Source organism: Streptomyces sp. NPDC058307, from assembly GCF_042880295.1.
Lineage (GTDB): Bacteria > Actinomycetota > Actinomycetes > Streptomycetales > Streptomycetaceae > Streptomyces.
The window spans coordinates 108,191-125,774 of record NZ_JBHVYZ010000001.1; the positions used below are offsets into that span (position 1 = coordinate 108,191).

The 17,584-nt window shown below is 71.4% G+C and carries 17 protein-coding genes; 4 read left to right on the forward strand and 13 right to left on the reverse strand.

Going from position 1 to position 17,584, the window contains the following annotated elements:
- Positions 1 to 113 precede the first annotated feature (113 nt).
- Positions 114 to 266, reverse strand: coding sequence for a hypothetical protein (locus ACFVYN_RS00495; RefSeq protein ID WP_389990498.1), 153 nt, complete (start codon positions 264 to 266; stop codon positions 114 to 116).
- A 151-nt stretch (positions 267 to 417) separates the two neighbouring features.
- On the opposite strand from ACFVYN_RS00495, the gene ACFVYN_RS00500 reads away from it, so the two are divergent.
- The 3 genes from ACFVYN_RS00500 to ACFVYN_RS00510 all read left to right on the forward strand — a co-directional run bounded on the left by ACFVYN_RS00500 (position 418) and on the right by ACFVYN_RS00510 (position 3,163).
- On the forward strand, positions 418 to 663 hold the full coding sequence (locus ACFVYN_RS00500) for a hypothetical protein (protein WP_031048562.1): 246 nt from the start codon (positions 418 to 420) through the stop codon (positions 661 to 663).
- 3 nt (positions 664 to 666) lie between these two features.
- Positions 667 to 1,044, forward strand: a complete 378-nt coding sequence (locus ACFVYN_RS00505; protein WP_389990500.1) for a toxin Doc — start codon at positions 667 to 669, stop codon at positions 1,042 to 1,044.
- A 502-nt stretch (positions 1,045 to 1,546) separates the two neighbouring features.
- Positions 1,547 to 3,163, forward strand: a complete 1,617-nt coding sequence (locus ACFVYN_RS00510; protein WP_389990502.1) for an RICIN domain-containing protein — start codon at positions 1,547 to 1,549, stop codon at positions 3,161 to 3,163.
- A 36-nt stretch (positions 3,164 to 3,199) separates the two neighbouring features.
- Here ACFVYN_RS00510 and ACFVYN_RS00515 read toward each other — a convergent pair whose 3' ends face one another.
- The 3 genes from ACFVYN_RS00515 to ACFVYN_RS00525 all read right to left on the reverse strand — a co-directional run bounded on the left by ACFVYN_RS00515 (position 3,200) and on the right by ACFVYN_RS00525 (position 5,802).
- Complete coding sequence (locus ACFVYN_RS00515) at positions 3,200 to 4,369, reverse strand: lactate 2-monooxygenase (RefSeq protein ID WP_389990504.1); 1,170 nt, start codon at positions 4,367 to 4,369, stop codon at positions 3,200 to 3,202.
- A 58-nt stretch (positions 4,370 to 4,427) separates the two neighbouring features.
- A complete protein-coding gene (locus ACFVYN_RS00520) occupies positions 4,428 to 5,135 on the reverse strand; it encodes an alpha/beta fold hydrolase (RefSeq protein ID WP_389990506.1) in 708 nt (235 codons plus the stop codon).
- A 103-nt stretch (positions 5,136 to 5,238) separates the two neighbouring features.
- Entirely contained in the window at positions 5,239 to 5,802 is a 564-nt protein-coding gene (locus tag ACFVYN_RS00525; protein WP_389990508.1) for a hypothetical protein, read from the reverse strand.
- Positions 5,803 to 6,124: 322 nt separating this feature from the next.
- Between ACFVYN_RS00525 and ACFVYN_RS00530 the strand changes: the two genes are divergently transcribed.
- A complete protein-coding gene (locus ACFVYN_RS00530) occupies positions 6,125 to 6,559 on the forward strand; it encodes a protease inhibitor (protein WP_389990510.1) in 435 nt (144 codons plus the stop codon).
- A 153-nt stretch (positions 6,560 to 6,712) separates the two neighbouring features.
- On the opposite strand, the gene ACFVYN_RS00535 is transcribed toward ACFVYN_RS00530, so the two are convergent.
- The 9 genes from ACFVYN_RS00535 to ACFVYN_RS00575 all read right to left on the reverse strand — a co-directional run bounded on the left by ACFVYN_RS00535 (position 6,713) and on the right by ACFVYN_RS00575 (position 17,501).
- Positions 6,713 to 6,919 carry a CDGSH iron-sulfur domain-containing protein gene (locus ACFVYN_RS00535; RefSeq protein WP_389990511.1) on the reverse strand — a complete coding sequence of 69 codons (207 nt, stop codon included), beginning with the start codon at positions 6,917 to 6,919 and terminating at the stop codon, positions 6,713 to 6,715.
- A complete protein-coding gene (locus ACFVYN_RS00540) occupies positions 6,900 to 7,583 on the reverse strand; it encodes a HemK2/MTQ2 family protein methyltransferase (protein WP_389990512.1) in 684 nt (227 codons plus the stop codon). The genes ACFVYN_RS00535 and ACFVYN_RS00540 overlap by 20 nt, the downstream gene beginning before the upstream one ends.
- Complete coding sequence (locus ACFVYN_RS00545; RefSeq protein ID WP_389990514.1) at positions 7,584 to 8,597, reverse strand: iron-containing redox enzyme family protein; 1,014 nt, start codon at positions 8,595 to 8,597, stop codon at positions 7,584 to 7,586. It lies immediately after the preceding gene.
- A 56-nt stretch (positions 8,598 to 8,653) separates the two neighbouring features.
- Entirely contained in the window at positions 8,654 to 8,824 is a 171-nt protein-coding gene (locus tag ACFVYN_RS00550) for a hypothetical protein (RefSeq protein ID WP_389990516.1), read from the reverse strand.
- A 27-nt stretch (positions 8,825 to 8,851) separates the two neighbouring features.
- Entirely contained in the window at positions 8,852 to 9,862 is a 1,011-nt protein-coding gene (locus ACFVYN_RS00555) for a Ppx/GppA family phosphatase (protein ID WP_389990518.1), read from the reverse strand.
- 163 nt (positions 9,863 to 10,025) lie between these two features.
- Entirely contained in the window at positions 10,026 to 11,528 is a 1,503-nt protein-coding gene (locus tag ACFVYN_RS00560) for an MFS transporter (protein WP_389990520.1), read from the reverse strand.
- 132 nt (positions 11,529 to 11,660) lie between these two features.
- The gene (locus ACFVYN_RS00565; RefSeq protein WP_389990522.1) at positions 11,661 to 14,474 is read right to left on the reverse strand and encodes an NHLP bacteriocin export ABC transporter permease/ATPase subunit; all 2,814 of its coding nucleotides are present in this window, start codon (positions 14,472 to 14,474) and stop codon (positions 11,661 to 11,663) included.
- A 1-nt stretch (position 14,475) separates the two neighbouring features.
- Entirely contained in the window at positions 14,476 to 16,698 is a 2,223-nt protein-coding gene (locus ACFVYN_RS00570) for an NHLP family bacteriocin export ABC transporter peptidase/permease/ATPase subunit (RefSeq protein ID WP_389990524.1), read from the reverse strand.
- Entirely contained in the window at positions 16,695 to 17,501 is an 807-nt protein-coding gene (locus ACFVYN_RS00575) for an HlyD family efflux transporter periplasmic adaptor subunit (RefSeq protein ID WP_389990526.1), read from the reverse strand. The genes ACFVYN_RS00570 and ACFVYN_RS00575 overlap by 4 nt, the downstream gene beginning before the upstream one ends.
- Positions 17,502 to 17,584: the final 83 nt, after the last annotated feature.

Genomic DNA, 17,584 nt, shown 5'->3' on the forward strand with positions numbered 1-17,584 from the left:
CCGACCTCTCCGCCCCGGACCGCTTCCACGCCCCGACGTTCAAGCCGAAGATGCTCGGTTCCTGGCTGGTCGACCTTCCCACGGCGAGATGGACCCGCGCCTGCCCAGCCCGTTCACACCGACCGGCGGGCGGCCGAGGGGCGGCCGACGAGCATGGCCTGGTGCCGGACGCACACCGGGCTTGGGCGCTCGTCCAACTCGGCGGCGAGCGCGGCCCAGTCGGTCTCGGTGGCCCGGGCGGCGGCCAGGCTGGGGGTGACTGTCATGTCGTTTCCTCCTCCCCTTCGAGTGTGGGACGCCGCACATCGCCGGTCCGGCGGGAATCGGACACCGTGCTCGGACGTCGACGGTACCGACCTATATGGCCCTTGACCTGCTGCTATTTACGGTCGAGTACCCGCGCGGTACCGTGGAGGCATGCCAGCTCTCAACGTGGAGTTCAGCGATCGCGAGCTAGAGGACCTGCGGCAGATCGCCAAGGAGCGCGGTACGTCGATGAAGGCCCTCGTACGGGAGGCCGCCGCGGCCGACATCGCCCGGCACCGGGCCCTGCAGGAAGGCGCGGAAGCGTTCCGGCGGTTCTTCTCCGCCCATGCCGACGAGTTCGCCGCCGCCTTTCCCGAGGACGAACCGGCGGTCAAGGGCGCGGGGCGGGTCGGCTGACCGATGGCTTCCGTGGTTCACATCGACGTGCCCTGGCTGCTCCAGCGGCACGAAGAGGTCCTGCCCGACCAGCCCACGATCAACGACTTCTCGGCCCTCGTCGCCGCCGTGGCCCGGCACCGCGTCGACCCGCCCCGCCTGGGCGTCGACTCCGACCCGGCCTGGCGCGCCGCCGCCCTCCTGCACACCCTGGCCCTGCTCAAGCCCTTACCGTCGGCCAACGCCCGCTTCGCCTGCGCCACCGCAGTGGCCTACATGTTCGTCAGCGGCGTCGGCATCGACCCGCCCTACGGCGCCCTCGTCGACCTCGCCCGCGACCTGATCTCCGGCAAGAGCGACGTGTACGGTGCGGCCGACCGGCTGCGCTCCTGGCAGATCTGAGACCGCCCGGCGGGACGCCGACCGCCCCGCCCCCGGGGCCGCCGACCGAGGGCGGGAGGAACAGGGTCGGCGGCCGGGGTTTCGCACGGGAGAGCCGCCGTCCCGCGCGGGGCCTTCGAGAAGGGCCGTCTCCAGTGGACTACCGGTCACCGGGCGGGGGGGAGCGTGCGTGGCGCTCCGGCGCGTGCGCGTGTTTCACACGGGGCGCATGGCATGTCGAAAACCGGTGACAGTGTACGCAGTTGCGACTCCTCCGATTGTCTTTCAATTGACGCGGATCTTGCCCAAGTGCCTTGTTGGCCGTGAGTGACTTGTGCAAGGGTGAACCACCTGTGTGGGGGGCAAGGGCCGGGTCGCATTCGTCCCGTGGGGAACCGGGGTGAAGGGGCGTCGGCGAATTCGTGCTTCCCACGCCCACGCCCGAAAGGGGTGCCCCCTCGGCACTCCTTTTCGGCACGAGAACTTCTGTGAGTCCCATGTCCGTGGGAAGGAAACCCGCTCAGTGCCAACCCCCCACCCCCCGCTCCCTCCTTACCCGCCGCCCGGCGGCGCCTCCTCGGAATCCGACGAGGATCTCGCCGCCCGGCTCAGGGGCCGCCCCGACGGGGAGGCCGCCCAGGCCGTCGCACTGCTCATGGCACGCCACTGGAAACCGGCGCACGAATACGCCGTCATCTGCCTCGCCTCCACGACCGAGACCGCCTCCATGGTGGCCGCCGCCGCCTTTCACCAGGTCATGGACCGGCTCGCGCTCGGCGAACCCGCCCTCGCGCTGCGCCCCAGAACCCTCGTGGCCGTCCGGGACACGGTCAGGGAGTGGACGACCGAGGACCGGACGACCGCTGTTCTGCCGGACCTGATGAAGCCGAACGGCGGCCGTGGCATGCGGGCCGCGAAGTCCATGACCCCCGAAAACCGCAAGCTGGCCGAGCGGTCATTCCAGTCCCTTCCCGGACTCGCCCGCTGCCTGCTGTGGCACACCGAGGTGGAGGCGGAGTCGATTGCCGTGCCCGCCGCACTCCTCGGCATGGACACCGACACGGCGTCGGCCGCGCTCGAACAGGCGCGTGAAAAATTCCGTGAAGGATGTGTACATGCCCATCGGGAACTCGCGCCGACGAAGGATTGCCGCTTCTACAACCGCCTCCTCGACGTTCCGATTCGCCGCGGCGGAGCCCTGCTGCCGGATGTCCAGCAGCATCTCGCGGAGTGCCGCTACTGCCGTTCCGCCGCGGAACAACTGAGCCATTTCGAGGGCGGCCTGGGCATCCTCATCACCGAGGCGGTGCTCGGCTGGGGTGCCCGCCGCTATCTCGAACTGCGCGCCGGGCGTACGCCCCAGACGACGGCCCGCGGCCGGGGCGCCGGCCGGCACGGCGCGGAACGCCGCCGTATCCTCGCGCGCATTCCGACGCCCGGCCGCCGCGGTCCCGGCGAGGGCGGGGGCCTGCGCTCCTCACGGACGCTGCTGACCGGGGTCGGCCTCACCTCCGCCGGACTCCTCGCGGCCATGCTCGCCACCGGCCTGTGGTCGCACGACGGCGGCGCCGACCCGGCCGCCTCCACCAGCGCCACCGGCAGCGGTACGGCCCCCGGCGCCGGCACCGGGACCCCGGGCACCGCCCAGCTGCCCACCGCACCGGCGGTGACCCGGCTGCGCAACGCCGCCGCCGATCTCTGCCTCGACATCCGGGGCACGGTGAAGGCGGGCGCGGCCACCGAACTCGCCGCCTGCTCGACCGAGCGGACCCAGCAGTGGTCGTACGGGGAGGACGGCCTGCTGCGCAGCGAGGCGGACATCGAGCTATGCCTGGACTCCCACGTGGACGCCGGCGTGGTCATCCTCGGCACCTGCGCCGACGCGAAGGACAAGAGGGCCGACGACGTGCGCTACGACCTCACCGTGCAGGGGGAGTTGCTGCCCCGCTGGGACGAACAACTCGCCCTCGCCCCCACCGCCGGGGACCGGGGCGCCGACGTCGTCGTCAAGGTCCGCGACGGCTCGGGCCAGCAGCGCTGGCTGACCGACGCGGCCGCCGGCGCCAGTCCCGGCTCACTGTCGGTCACCGGGAGCCGGGCCCCGCAGGCCCGGCCCGCGGGTCTCACGGACCCGGTCTAGGGACGGACTCCTTCGACGGTCATCGGGAGGCCTCCCTCAGGCGGGGGCCTCCACGAGGTCGTCCGGGCCGACCGTGGCGGGGCTCGCGTGGCCCGAGAGGGCGAGCGTGAGGTCCAACTCCGCGAGCAGACAGCGGATCACGTGCTCGACGCCCGCCTGTCCGTCGAGGCCGAGGCCGTAGACGTAGGGGCGTCCGAGGAGCACCGCTCGGGCGCCGAGCGCGAGGGCCTTGAAGACGTCGTCGCCGGTGCGGACACCGCTGTCGAAGAGCACGGTCAGCCGGTCGCCGACCGCCTCCACCACCCGCGGCAGTGCGTCGGCCGCCGCGACGGCCCCGGCCACCTGACGGCCGCCGTGGTTGGAGACCACGACCCCGTCCATCCCGGCGTCGGCGGCGAGGCGGGCGTCGTCGGGGTGCAGGACGCCCTTGAGGACGATCGGCCCCTCCCAGTGCTCCCTGAGGAGCGCGAGATCGGGCCAGGTCTTGCCGGGATCCGCGAACATGCCGACGAAGTGCAGCACGGCGGCGTTCGGGTCCTCGTGCACCGGCTTGGCAAGGCCTGCCCGGAAGGCCGGGTCGGAGAAGTAGTTGGCGGTGCCGACGCCGTGCAGGAACGGCAGATACGCCTGGTCCAGATCGCGGGGCCGCCAGGACAGCAACGGGGTGTCCAGTGTGACGACCAGGGCCGTGAACCCGGCCGCCTTGGCCCGGTTCAGGAAGCTCAGCGCCACCTGCGGGTCCTTGGGCCAGTACAGCTGGAACCAGCGCTCGGCGTCCCCCATCGCCTCGGCGACCTGCTCCAGCGGCGTACTGGAGGCGGACGACAGGATGTACGGCACGCCCTGGGCCGCCGCCGCCCGGGCCGCCGCCGACTCCGCGTCGGGGTGCATGATCGACAGGACGCCCACCGGCGCCAGCGCCAGCGGCGCGGGCAGGGCACGCCCCAGCACCTCGATGGACAGATCGCGTTCGTGGACGTCCCGCAGCATGCGCGGGACGATCCGGCGCCGCTCGAGAGCCGCCCGGTTCGCCCGCGCCGTACTGCCGTCGCCCGCGCTGCCCGCCACATAGCCCACCGGTCCCGGACCGAGGCGCTGCTCGGTGAGCTCCTCAAGCCGGGTCAGGTCGGTGGGCAGCCGGGGCACCGCGCCGGACATGCCGTTCAGGTAGATCTCGTACTGGAAGTCCGCCCAGTGCTTGGCCATCCGTCCGGACCGCCTCTCGTCGTCGGGTGCGCCGACGATATCCGCGGGCGGATGCCGGTCAGGAAGGGAGGGCCGACGTCGAAACGGACTCGGCGAGGATCCGGGCCAGTTCGCCCGGCCGGGAGAACATCGGCCAGTGGCCGGTGTCCATCTCGACCAGCTCCCAGCACTCGCTCTTGAGCAGCTCCTTCACCACGGGCATGGGTTCCTCGTCGTCGAGGAGGCACTTGATGTAGGTCGCCGGAAGCTCGCCCAGGGGACGGGTGAGGACGGCGGTTTCGGTGAGCGCCGCGCCCGGGTGCGGGGACGAGCGGTCGATGATCCGGGAGATCTGCGCGTCCGTCAGACCCTGGCCGGCGTAGTAGTCGGCGCCCACCAGCGGCCAGAAGCCGGCATTGTCCTCGATCTCCTTGCGGACGTGGTCGCTCGGCCAACCGGACAGGAACGACTCCCCGTCGACGGGCACGTTGGAGTCCACGAACACCACCCGCGCGAGCCGGTCGCCGATCCGCTCGGCCGCCTGGCCCACGGGTACGCCCGCGTAGCTGTGTCCGACGAGCACCACCTCGCGCAGGTCCAGCCGCTCGACCTCGTCGACGATGTCCCGCACATGGGTCTGCTGTCCCGCCGGGACCCCCCGCTTCTCCGCGAGGCCGGACAACGTCAGCGGATGGGGCTGGTGCCCGGCAGCGCGCAGCTCGGCCGCGACCTCGTCCCACGCCGACGCCCCGAGTCTCGCTCCTGCCACCAGTACGAAGTCAGTCATGCCCGCAACGTAGCCGACGGCACTGACAACGCCCTTTCGCGGTAACGCGAGCCGGTAACGCCCGCCTCGCCGACCGCGGTTGACGACAGGGAGCGCGTCCGTCCTATCCGTCTTCCGGGTCCCCGGTGGCGGAGTCGGCCACTCCCTCGGTGTCCGGCCCCCGCTCCCGGACCCGCTGCACGTGCTCCAGGGACTCCCGCAGCTCCGCGAGCCAGTCGTCGGTGTGCCGCTGGACCAGCCGGACGCACCAGGCGAGCGCGTCACTGCGGCTGCGGGCGACCCCGCCGGCGATGAGGGTGTCCAGGACCTGGCGCTCGGGCTGGCGCAGCCGGGTCATCACGGGCGCGGCCACGTGCGTGAACAGGGCACGCTCACCGTCGCACTCCACGCCCCAGGAGACCTTGCGGCGGAACTTGTGCTCGGCCTCGCGGGCGACCTCGACGCGGTCCTCCCGGGTGCGCTCCCGGAACTCCTGGATCCGGCCCTGCAGGGCCGCCTCGCGCTCGGCGGCAGAGACGTCCCCGGTGAGCCGGGGGCCGGGGATGCGGCCGATCACGGTGATCTCCTCGCGGTCGACCACCACCTCGACCAGGGCCTCGAAGAGGTCGTCGGGCAGTCGGCCGGTGAACCAGCCGCGCAGCTTCTCTTGCTGTTCGTCGGTAATCATGTAATGACGATTACTCCACCACGTCATGAACGCAAGGGGTCGGGACGCGGTGCGCCGACAGCTGAAGCGGAATGTTTCAGGCCTATTGCGAAGGTGGGGTAATCAGGCCATCCGGCCGGATCGGGCGATCAAGAACCGCGCGGTTAAAGGGTTCAGTTGTTCGGATGATGTGACTTCGCGCCACTGATTCAACACGCAAGGTTACTGAAAGCCGTGGGGTCGATGTGAAGTCGGAGCCAGGACTCGGCAGACTCGCGCTCGCCGCTCCGGCACCGACCGAGTCGGAGGGCACACCCTCGAATCCAGCGGAAGGATGCACACAATGCGGAACACCGCGCGCTGGGCAGCGACCCTCGGCCTCACGGCCACCGCCCTCTGCGGACCCCTGACCGGGGCCGCCCTCGCCGAACCGGCCGCCGCCGCCTCAAGCCTCTACGCCCCGTCGGCGCTCGTGCTCACCCTCGGGCACGGCGAGAACGCCACCACCGTCACCCCGGAACGCGCCGTGACCCTGACCTGCGCCCCGACCTCCTCGGGCACCCATCCGGCCGCGGCTCAGGCCTGCGCCGAACTGCGCGCCGTACACGGGGACTTCGACGCCCTTGGGGCCGGACCGGACGCCCTGTGCACCAGGGAGTACAACCCCGTGGTGGTCACGGTCGACGGTGTCTGGCGCGGCAAGCGCGTCTCCTACGAACGCACCTTCGCCAACGAGTGCGTGAAGAGCTCCTACGGGACGAGCGTCTTCGCGTTCTGAGAGACCGGGATCGCGTGGTGCTCGTGGCCCGAGGGGTTAGTGGCTGGGGAGTGCAGCCCCTCTTACGGAACCCGCGTGATCCCGCACCGAGGGCCGGCGGACGGAGTGGGGCCGTCCGCCGGCCCCTCGGGTCACTCCTCTGGTCACTGCCCGTCAGCGCGTCCGCTCCCGGTGGCTGGTGTCGCACCACGGATAGCGGCGACTGCGCCGGCAGGTGCACAAGGCCACCCGGAAGCGGTCGGAGGCGACCGTGGTGCCGTCCTCCAGCTCCACTTCGACGGGGCCCTCGACGAGCAGTGGGCCGCGTTGCTGGACCCGGATGCGGCACGGCCGCTCGGAGTCAGAGGGGGAGTTCGGCACGGACGACCACCAGCTCTTCCTTCTCGTCGGCGGCGGACAGCAGACCGCGCTGACGCAGCCACTCCTTCCGCGTACGCAGCACCGGTCCGAAATCGATGCGGTGACGGCGGGTCACGGCGGCCTTGAGGCCGGCCTCGCGCAGATGCCCCACCGTCCGCCCCGAGTCGCTCAGTTCGGAGTGCACGATCAGCAGCACCCCTCCCGGGCGCAGCAGAGCAGGTGCCTCCCGGCAGACGCGGTCCAGCACCAACCGCCCGTCGTGGCCCGCGTCCCAGGCCCGGGCGCCGCGCGGCGGACGGATGCCCGTCGGCGCCGGCACGTACGGCGGATTGGTCAGGATGAGGTCGAACGACTGGTCCTGCACGGGGGTGAAGAGGTTTCCGCGCCGGACCCGGACCGGCAGACCGGTCAGCCAGGCGTTCGCGCGGACCGTGCACACCGCACGCCACGACACGTCGACCGCGGTCACCCGGCTGCCCCGGCGCGCCGCCTGCAGAGCGAGGGCGCCGGTCCCGGTGCCCACGTCCAGGACGTCCGCGCCGGGCGGCAGCGGTTCCTCGGACAGGGCTCCGGCCAGCAGCTCGGTGTCCTCCTGCGGGCTGTAGACACCGGGGAGGACCAGAGGGGGAATCAGTGATCTCACGTCGCCCAAGTACCCCGACATTCAGGAAATATGGTGGATTTCGGAAGCCAGCGGCCTGAGCAGGGACGAGCGTCCCTCCGCCCAGTCGCGCAGCAGGCGGTCGGCGAGCCGGTCCTCGACATGTCCGGTGACATCGATACCGAAGGCCACGTCGGCGGCCAGGTGCGGCTCCTCGGCCAGCAGACCGCCGATCACCTCGTGGCGTACGACCTGTTCGTGGACGGCGTCGGCCTCGACGTGCTCGTCGTAGAAGTGCTCGGCGGCCGGTCCCGCGCCGGTGCGGCGCATCGCCTCGGCGAGTCGCCGGGAACCGGGGGAGGAGGTGATCTCGACCGCCGCGAAGTGGCCCACGAGAGCTCCGCGCAGGCTGCGGTGCAGGCCCAGCAGGGACATGAGGTTCACCGTCGCGAGCATCTCCGCGCAGGCCGCGTCCAGGTAGTGCCCGTACGTCGTGTCCAGGCGCAGGTCCGTCATCAGGTTCGCGAAGAGGAGGGCGTGGACGCGGTCGGGGCGGCCGCCGCCGAACTCGTCGAACTCGATCGCCGCCATGCCCGCCTTGGCCCGGCCCCACAGCCGCGGCAGCACCCACGCGTGCGGGTCGGCCTCCTTGAGGTGGTAGAGCGAGCGCTGGGCGGCGTACTCACGCACCTGCCACAGTTCGCCCTCCTTGCTCAGGAAGTGACTGACTCCCGTGCCGTCGATGGGCTCCACGAGAATCCCGGCCAGCGCGTCCTCGACGCTGTCGTGGACCGGGGTGTCCGCGCGCAGGGCGGACAGGAAGCGGTGCTCCAGGGCCGCCCTGGTGCGCAGCAGATCCGCGTCCCACTCGTGGTCACCGGAGACGCCCGCGAAGCCGCGGTAGTGCAGTTCGTAACAGATGTAGAGGGCCAGCTGGAAGTCGTCGCCGTACACGTCCGCCGTCGCGACGGCCTCGTCAGGCGGCAGCGGGCCGGCGCCGAGCAGATACTCCTGGACTGCGGCGGAGACCGGGCCCCGGGCCGGCGGCAGCTGTGGTTCTCGAGGGTCCTGAGGCATGCCGCCCGGGTACCCGGGCGGCGGAGGATCACCCACCCCGCCCGGGCGGTCCAGGGTCACTCCCCTGCGGATTCCTCCTCGGCACGCTCGTTGGGGGTGATCGCTTCTCCGGCCTCGCCCCGGTGCGCCCGCTGCTCGTCGGAGTCCCGGACGCGCTTCTCGGTGTCCTCGAACTCGTGCAGGACCTCGTCCAGGGCGGTGTCGGGCTTCTGCTTCTTCTCCGGCACGGCTGTCTCCTCGCTCTCTTTCCTCGTTCAGTTGCCGGTGGTCGCGATCCGCAGGGGCACCGGCTCGGCGGGAACGGTGTTCTCCTCGTTGCGGCGGGCGATCTCGGCCCACCAGGAGGCGCCGTCCTCGATGTGCCGCAGCAGGACCCCCTCGCGGATCGCCCAGGGGCAGATGGTGACGGTCCTGATCCCGGTGAGTTTCATCGCCGTGTGCCCCACCACCGCACCGGCCAGGCTCTGCGCGGCGCGCGGAGCGGAGATGCCGGGCAGTTCGGCCCGCCGGGCGGCCGGGAGGGCGGCCAGGCGCTCGACGGCCTCCCCCAGGTCGGCGCGGTGCATCCGGCGTTCCACGAAGGGGCCGCGCCGCCCGGGCGGTGTTCCGCACAGCCGTCCCAGCTGCTCGAAGGTGCGTGAGGTGGCCACGGCGGTGCGCGGTCCCTCCCAGCGGATCCGTGACGCCACGTCCCGCAACTGGTGGCGTACCTTGCGGCGCAGTGCCCGCACCGCCTCCGGGGGCGGCGGGTCCTGCCCCTCGAAGAACTCGTGCGTCAGCCGGCCCGCGCCCAGCGGCAGCGAGGCCACGTAGTCCGGCAGCCGGCCGCGTCCGAAGGCGACCTCGAGCGACCCGCCACCGATGTCGAACAGCGCGAGCGGTCCCGCGCGCCACCCCATCCAGCGCCGCGCCCCGAGAAACGTGAGCTCCGCCTCCACCTCGCCCGGCAGGGTGTACAGCCCGATGCCGGTCCGGGTGCGGACGGTGCGCAGCACCTCCTGGCGGTTGGGAGCGGAGCGCACGACCGCGGTCGCGAAGGCCAGCGGTCCGGCCGCGCCCCACTTGGCGGCGGTCCGGCTCGCCTCTTCCACCGCCTCCACCAGCCGTTCCACGGCCTCCTCGGGGACCGGGCCGCCCGGCCGCACATGATCGGCCAGTCTCAGCCGCCACTTCGCCGTGTGGACGGGCAACGGCACCCCGTCCTCGGCGTCCGCCACCACCAGCCGGACCGTGTTCGAACCCACATCCACCACGCTTATCCGCATGGCCCTGTGGGTACCCACCGAGCGCCCCTTCCAACGCCTGCCGCCCCGACCGGTCGTCGCTCTCGGCCACCGGCCGGGCACCAACCGTCGGCAGTCGGCAGCGGGAAGGGCCGCCGTCTCCCTGCTGACGGCGGCCCTCCGGCACGTGCGGCTCCCGCTGCGGCTACATGTGTACGACGGGTGCGGCGTTCGCGTCCTGCTCCGGCACCCCGCGCCGGAAGACAAGGAAGGTGATCAGCGCGCCGACGGCGAAGAGGCCAGCCGACCACCAGAAGGCGGTGGTGTAGCTCTCGATCGTCGCCCGGGCCTGGGTCAGCTTGTTCGTCGGGTCCTTGCCGACCAGGTAGTCGGTGGCGGCGCTCGCGGCCAGCGTGTTCAGCAGCGCGGTGCCGATCGAACCGCCCACCTGCTGCATGGCGTTGACGGTGGCGGAGGCGACTCCCGCGTCCTCGGCTGCGACCCCGCCGGTGGCCAGCTGCATGGCCGGCGGCATGACCAGGCCGAGGCCGAAGCCGGTCACGATCAGCTGCGGCAGTACGGCGGACAGGTAGCTGGAGCCGACGCCGATCCCGGTCAGCCAGGCCATGCCGACCGCGGCGACGGCGAAGCCCAGCGGGATGACCACCTTCGGCCCGATCCTGGGGACCAGCATCGTGGTGCTGACCTGGGCCGCGACCATCAGTGCGGCGACCATCGGCAGGAACGCCGCACCGGTCTTGGTCGGGCTGAAGCCCAGGTTCAGCTGGAGGTAGTAGGTGAGGAAGAGGAAGACGCCGAACATGCCGCCGCCGGAGATCAGCACGGCCAGGAAGGAAGCGGCGCGGTTGCGGTCCAGCAGGATGCGCAGCGGCAGCAGCGGGTGCGCGGCGCGCGTCTGCCACCAGGCGAAGGCGGTCAGCAGCAGACCGCCCGCGACCAGGAAGCCCCAGGTCTCGGGAGAGCCCCAGTCGTGCGTCTCGGCGTTGGAGAAGCCGTAGACCAGGGAGAAGAGGCCGGCGGCGACCAGCAGCGTGCCGGGCACGTCCAGCTTGGAGTTCGCGGCGTCACGGTGGTTGTGCAGCAGCAGCCAGCCGCCCGCGAAGGCGACGACGGCGATGACGACGTTGACGTACAGCGTCCAGCGCCAGTCGAGCCCGTCGGTCAGGACGCCGCCGAGCAGCAGGCCCACCGCGCCACCGGCGCCGGCGATGGCGCCGAACACGCTGAACGCCCTGGCCCGCTCGCGGGCGTCGGTGAACGTCGTGTTGAGCAGGGAGAGCGCGGCCGGTGCGAGGAGCGCGCCGAAGGCGCCCTGCAGGGCACGGGCGGTGACCAGCATCTCGAAGTTGGTGGCGGCACCGCCGAGCGCGGAGACGGCCGCGAAGCCGACGACACCGATGAGGAAGGCCGTCTTGCGGCCGAAGAGGTCGGCTATCCGTCCGCCGAGCAGCAGCAGGGAGGCGAAGGCCAGCGCGTAGGCCGTGACGATCCACTGCCGGTTGCCGTCGGAGAAGCCGAGGTCGGCCTGGGCCGAGGGGAGGGCGATGTTCACGATGGTGGCGTCGAGGACCACCATCAGCTGGGCGAGCGCGACGACGGCGAGGATCCACCACCGCTTGGCCGAAGCGTCGGCGGATGCCTCGACGGCACCCTCCCGCCCGCTGTCGGTCAGAGTCTTCTGGGACATGACGATAACTCCAGGGAAAGTCAGCTGCGTACTGCGATTCATAAACGAAACGGTTTCGTACACGTCGAGGCTAGACCATGCCGAGCGAAACGGCAACGTTTCGCTGAGGGGGTGGCGGTGCCCCGGGCGCCCCTACGCCATCTGCCGTCGCACCAGCTCGTGCAGCCGCCCGCCGGTGTCCGCGAGGAGCTGTGCGGGCGGGCCCTGCTGGGCGACCTTGCCGTTCTCCATGACGATCACGCGGTCGGCGTCCAGCACCGTCGACAGGCGGTGGGCGATGACGATCCGGGTGGCGTGGAGGGCCTTGGTGGACTCGATGACCGTGCGCTGGGTGTCGTTGTCCAGGGCGCTGGTCGCCTCGTCGAAGAAGAGGATCCGCGGCCGCCGGATCAACGCCTGGGCGATCATGAGTCGTTGACGCTGGCCGCCGGAGATCGCCCCACTGCCGGAGACGATGGTGTGCAGGCCCATCGGCATCCGCTGGATGTCCTCCGCGAGCCCCGCCATCGCGGCCGCCGCCATCGCCTCCTCGGGCGTGTAGGGCTCGGTGCCGCAGATGACGTCCATGATGGAGCCGGTGAAGGGCTGGGCGTGCTGGAGCACGACACCGCACTGCCGGCGCACCGCGGACTGGTCGAGGGCGGCCAGGTCCTGGCCGTCGTACAGGACACTCCCGGAGACCGGACGGTCGAAGCCGATCAGCAGCCTGAGCAGGGTCGACTTGCCGCAGCCGCTCGGGCCGACGATCGCCACGAACTCGCCCGGCCGGATCTCGAAGGACACGTCGTCGAGGATCAGAGGACCGTCGTCGGAGTACCGGAAGGAGAGCTTGCGGGCCTCCATCGCCCCGGTCAGCGGGCCCGGCCTGGTGCTCGCCGTGCGCACCTCCGGCTGCGCCTGAAGGACCGGCTTGATCTCCTCGAACAAGGGCAGCGCGGACACCGCCGAGACGAAGGCGCCGGTGAGCTGGGTGACCGCGGTCAGCAGCATCGTCACCGAGGTGTTGAAGGTGAGGAACTCCGCCGCCGACATCGACCCGCGGGCCGGGCCCGCCAGCAGCATGAACATCAGCAGGGTGCACAGCGGGAGGTAGACCGAGCCCATCACCGCGGTGAGGTTCCTGATCCGGCCGACCTTCTGCTGGAGCTCGCGGCTGCGGGCGAACTCCGAGGCCCAGGCCGCGTAGGCGTAGTTCTCCGCCGCCGCCACCCTCAGCTTGGGCAGACCGCGCAGGGTCTGGAAGGCCTGGTTGTTCAGCTTGTTGCCGAGCACGACCAGCCGCCGCTGCCAGCGCACCTGCCACAGCCCGAGGCCGAGGAAGCCGGCGGCGATGACGACGAGCATGCCGATGGCCGCCATCGCCATCGGGACGCTGTACCAGAACAGCAGGCCCAGGTTCATCGCACCGACGGTCACCGACTGGGCGACGGTGGGGCCGAGGCCCGCCATCATCCGGCGGATCGAGCTGATGCCCATGGCCTGACTGGCCAGTTCACCGGTCGAGCGCTCGGTGAAGAACTTCGTCGGCAGCCTCAGGAGCCGGTCCCAGACGGCCGGTTGGAGGGTCGCCTCGATACGGCCCTCCAGCCGGAGCATGGTGAGGTTCTGCAGCAGCATGAAGGCCGCCGTCACCACCCCGCTGACCATCACGGCCAGACACACCTGCACGATCAGCGCGGTCTGCGCCTTCGGCACGAACTCGCCGAGCACCTTGCCGGTCGCGATCGGGACCAGCGCGCCGATCGCCACCGTCACCAGACCGCTGAGCAGCAGGTTCGTCACATCGCCGCCCGTGCCGCGCATGCTGAACCGCAGCAGGCCCAGCGGGCTGAGCCCCCGGTCGGGCAGCGGGCGGTAGAACATCACCGCGCGCGGCTCGAACTCCTCCGCGTTGTCCTTCTCGATCGGCGTCTCACGGCCCGTCGCCGGATGCACGGCCACATAGCCGCCGCGCCGCCACAGCAGCGCGACCGGCGTGCCCGACAGCACCCGGTGGCCCACCAGCGGGCCGACGTTGTCCCGCCACCAGCGACCGTCCAGGCGCACCGACCTGATCCGGACGCGGGAGGCGAGGGCGATCCGCTCCACCGGGTCGAGACGGTCGCTTTCGGTCCCGCTGTGCGCGTTCTCGGCGAGCGGGATCCCGGCCGCGTCGGCGACCAGCTTGCACGCCGCATAGCTGGCGTCGGCATCGGCGGCCGTCGCGCGCTGCTTCGACCTGCCGATGGACGCCAGCAAGGTCCGGTCGGCCTGGGCGCGCACGGCCTCACCGGCCTTGATACCGGCCGCAGTCCGGGTCTCGTGGGTGCGCTCGAGCTGCTCGATCCAGCGGTCCAGCGTGGTGAGCAGCCGGTACTGCTGGTCGACCATGGACTGCCAGACCGCCGGGTCCATCAGCAGGTCGGCGGCGGCCTCGGCGCCGTAGAGCGAGCCGTACTGCACGCTGCCCGGCGGCACCTGCATCCAGAAGACGTCGTCGTCGGTCGGGGCAGCGGCCCGCTCGTCGGCCATCGGCGCCTGGAAGAGGATGGACAGGCTCCGGCCCACCCCGAGCGCGAGGGCGTACTCCAGCGGGCTCGTCGTCGGCGGCACGTACTGCGGGTTGCCGTACGCGTCGTACGACCACGTCTGGGTGGGCGCCGGCTCGTACAGCTCGCGCAGGCCGATGCGGTGCACCACGCAGTCCCGGAGCGGCCTCGCCACCAGGGTGTGCTCGGGCCCCGCGACCGGCCCGAGCAGCAGCGCGCCCGGCTCCAGACGGCCCAGGTGGTGCCAGTGGCCCTGCTGTCCGGCGTCCACCGCGAACAGGTCCACCGCGCCCGACACGACCAGCCACAGCACCTGCGGCCCTTCGAGGTCGATGCGGCTGAAGCCGGCGCAGTCGACCCGCGTGCCCATCTGCCCGAGGGCGCCGAGGACCACGTCCCCTTCGTGTGCGGTCGTCATCTCACCGTTCCTTGACCAGCGCCGCGTACGCGCCGCCGCGCGCCACCAGTTCCTCGTGCCGCCCGCGTTCCACGATCGTGCCGTGCTCCAGTACGACGATCTCGTCGCTGTCGCGCACGGTGCTGAGCCGGTGCGCGATCACCACACAGGCGCAGCCGCGCTTGCGCAGGTTGTCCATGACGACCTGCTCGGTCTCCGCGTCCAGCGCGCTGGTCACCTCGTCGAGGACCAGGATGCTGGGCCTGCGCACCAACGCCCGCGCGATCTCCAGACGTTGACGCTGGCCCCCGGAGAAGTTGCGGCCGTCCTGCTCGACCCTGCTGTGGATGCCGCCGGGTCGGCGCACGACCACGTCGTACAGGGCCGCGTCGCGCAGCGCCTCCACCACGGCCTCGTCCGGGATCGACGGGTCCCACAGCGCCACGTTGTCGCGGACCGAGCCCTCGAAGAGGAAGACGTCCTGGTCGACGAAGGACACCGAGGACGCGAGCGCGCCGCGAGGGATGTCGTCCAGGCGCTGCCCGTCGATGCGGATCACGCCCTCCCAGGGCGCGTACAGGCCAGAGATCAGCCGGGACACGGTCGACTTGCCACTGCCGGAACCGCCGACCAGCGCCACCTGCTGCCCGGGACCGACGGTCAGGTCGAAGCCGGTCAGCAGCGGCTTGTCGAGCGGGTTGTAGCCGAAGGTGATGTTCTGCAGCTCGACATGCCCGTGCAGCCGGCGCGTCGAGTCACCGGCGCCGGGACGGCCGTAGAGCGGGTCGGCCTTGAAGTTCTCGACGTCCTTGAGGCGGGCCACGTCGGCCGCGAAGTCCTGGATGCGTCCGGCCACGCCGTTGAGACGGGTGATCGGCGCGGTGAAGCGGGTCACCAGAGCCTGGAAGGCGACCAGCAGACCGACGGAGATGCCGCCCTCGACGGCCCGCATACCGCCGATCCACAGGATGAGCGCGCTGTTGAAGGTGGCCAGCATCGGCGCGACCACGCCCAGCCAGGCGCTCGGCACCCCGAGCCGCTGCTGCTCCTCGAGGGTGGTGGCGTGCTGCCCGGCCCACTTGCGGAAGTAGCCGTCCTCGCCGCCGGTCGCCTTCATCGTCTCGATCAACTGCAGGCCGCTGTAAGCGGTGTTGGTGAGCCGTGCGCTGTCGGCGCGCAGCTTCGCCGTACGGGTGGCCCGCAGCCGGATGACGACCCGCATGGCCACCACGTTCAGCAGGGCCACCCCGATGCCGACGTAGGTCAGCTGCGGGTCGTAGGTGTAGAGCAGGATCGCGTAGAGGACGACGACCACCGCGTCGACGCCCGCCGCCGCGAGGTCACGGGCCAGGGTCTCGGCCACCTGGTCGTTGGACTGCAGGCGCTGCACCAGGTCGGCCGGGCTGCGCTGGGAGAAGAACGTCACCGGAAGGCGCAGCAGATGGCGCAGGAAGCGGGCGCTGGACAGAGTCGAGGAGATGATGCGGCCGTGCAGCAGGTTCGCCTGCTGGAGCCAGGTCAGGGCGAGGGTGAGAGCCACACAGGCCCCCATCGACGTGAACAGCACGCCGAGCAGCGAGGTCTGCCCCCCGATCAGGAACATGTCGATGTACGTGCGGCTCAGCGCGGGGGTGGCCGCGCCGACCAGCACCAGCAGCAGGCTCGCAAGGACCGCCGTCGGCATGGTGCCCGCGGTGCCGCGCAGCCGGGCCGGCATCGCGCCGAGGACCCCCGGCTTGCGGCCGCCCCGGGTGAAGCCCTCGCCGGGCTCCATCACCAGCACGACACCGGTGAAGCTGCCGTCGAAGTCCTCCATCGGGACGAAACGGCGGCCCTTGCCGGGGTCGTTGATGTAGACACCGCGGCGGCCGAAGCGGCGGCCCATGCCGTCGTAGACGACGTAGTGGTTGAACTCCCAGAACAGCACCGCCGGGCTCTTCACCTCGGCGAGCGCGGCCGTGTCCATCTGCATGCCCTTGGCCGTCAGACCGTAACTGCGGGCCGCCTTCAGCAGGTTGCTGGCGCGTGAGCCGTCCCGGGAGACACCGCAGGCGATCCGCAGCTCCTCCAGCGGGACGTGCCTGCCGTAGTGACCGAGGACCATGGCGAGGGAGGCGGCGCCGCACTCCACGGCCTCCATCTGCAGGACGGTGGGCGTACGGACCGTCTTCGACTTCCCCGTGGGGACCGGGCGCTTGGGCGGGGCGGAGCGGCGCCTGCTCCGGGTGTCCTGTGCGGTGCTCACGGCAGCAGCCAATCGACGGGACGCTGATCGGCCAGCCGGATCGAACCCGAGGCCACGGTCATGGAGGTGAGGGCGAACGGCGGTCCGTCCGCGGACGACCACTGGTAACCGCTCCTGGTCTTCCCGGACTTGTCCAGCTTCACCAGTACGGCGACCGGCCGACCGTCCTTGGTGAACTGCTCGCCGAGCTGGCTGTCCCCGAGGAACGCGGCGATCTGCTGCGCCGACTGCGTCGAGCGGTCCACCGACTTCACATGGCCGCGCAGCACGCCGTACTCCTGGGTGGGCACCGAGGAGACGGTCAGGTCCACGGCGGCGTTCGCGGGAATGGAGGCCGCGTTCCCGGCGGGCACGTACACCGTGGCGTACATCGGGTCGGAGGCGTGGGCGACCTTCTCCACGGCGGCGACGTTCGCGCCGGTCGAGATGATCTGCCCGATGGTGGCCGCCAGCGCGGTGAGCCGGCCCGCGGCGACCGTGCGGACGACGGTGGCGCCCTCGGACGTACGGACCTTCAGTACCGGGGAGTTGGCGGGCAGCCGCGTGCCCTCCTTGGCGATCACCTGCGTGACCTGGCCCGCGACCGGGCTCTGCAGGATGTAACTGCCCTGTCCGTGCGTGAGGATGGCGGGCGCGCTCACCGTGGAGGCCACCGAGCCGGTCACCGCCCACACGGAGGCGGCGGCCATCACGACCACCGTCACGGACATCACGAGCCAGCCCTGGGGGCGGGCGAAACGCACCGGAAGGTCGAGCTCCTCCGGTGACTGGAGCTTGGCGAGGGCCTGTTGGCGGAACTGCACGCGTCTTCCCTCACCTGCGAAAGCTGTGAATGCTGCAAATTCTGTGAATGCTGTGAATTCTGCGTGTGCCGCGAATTCTGCCC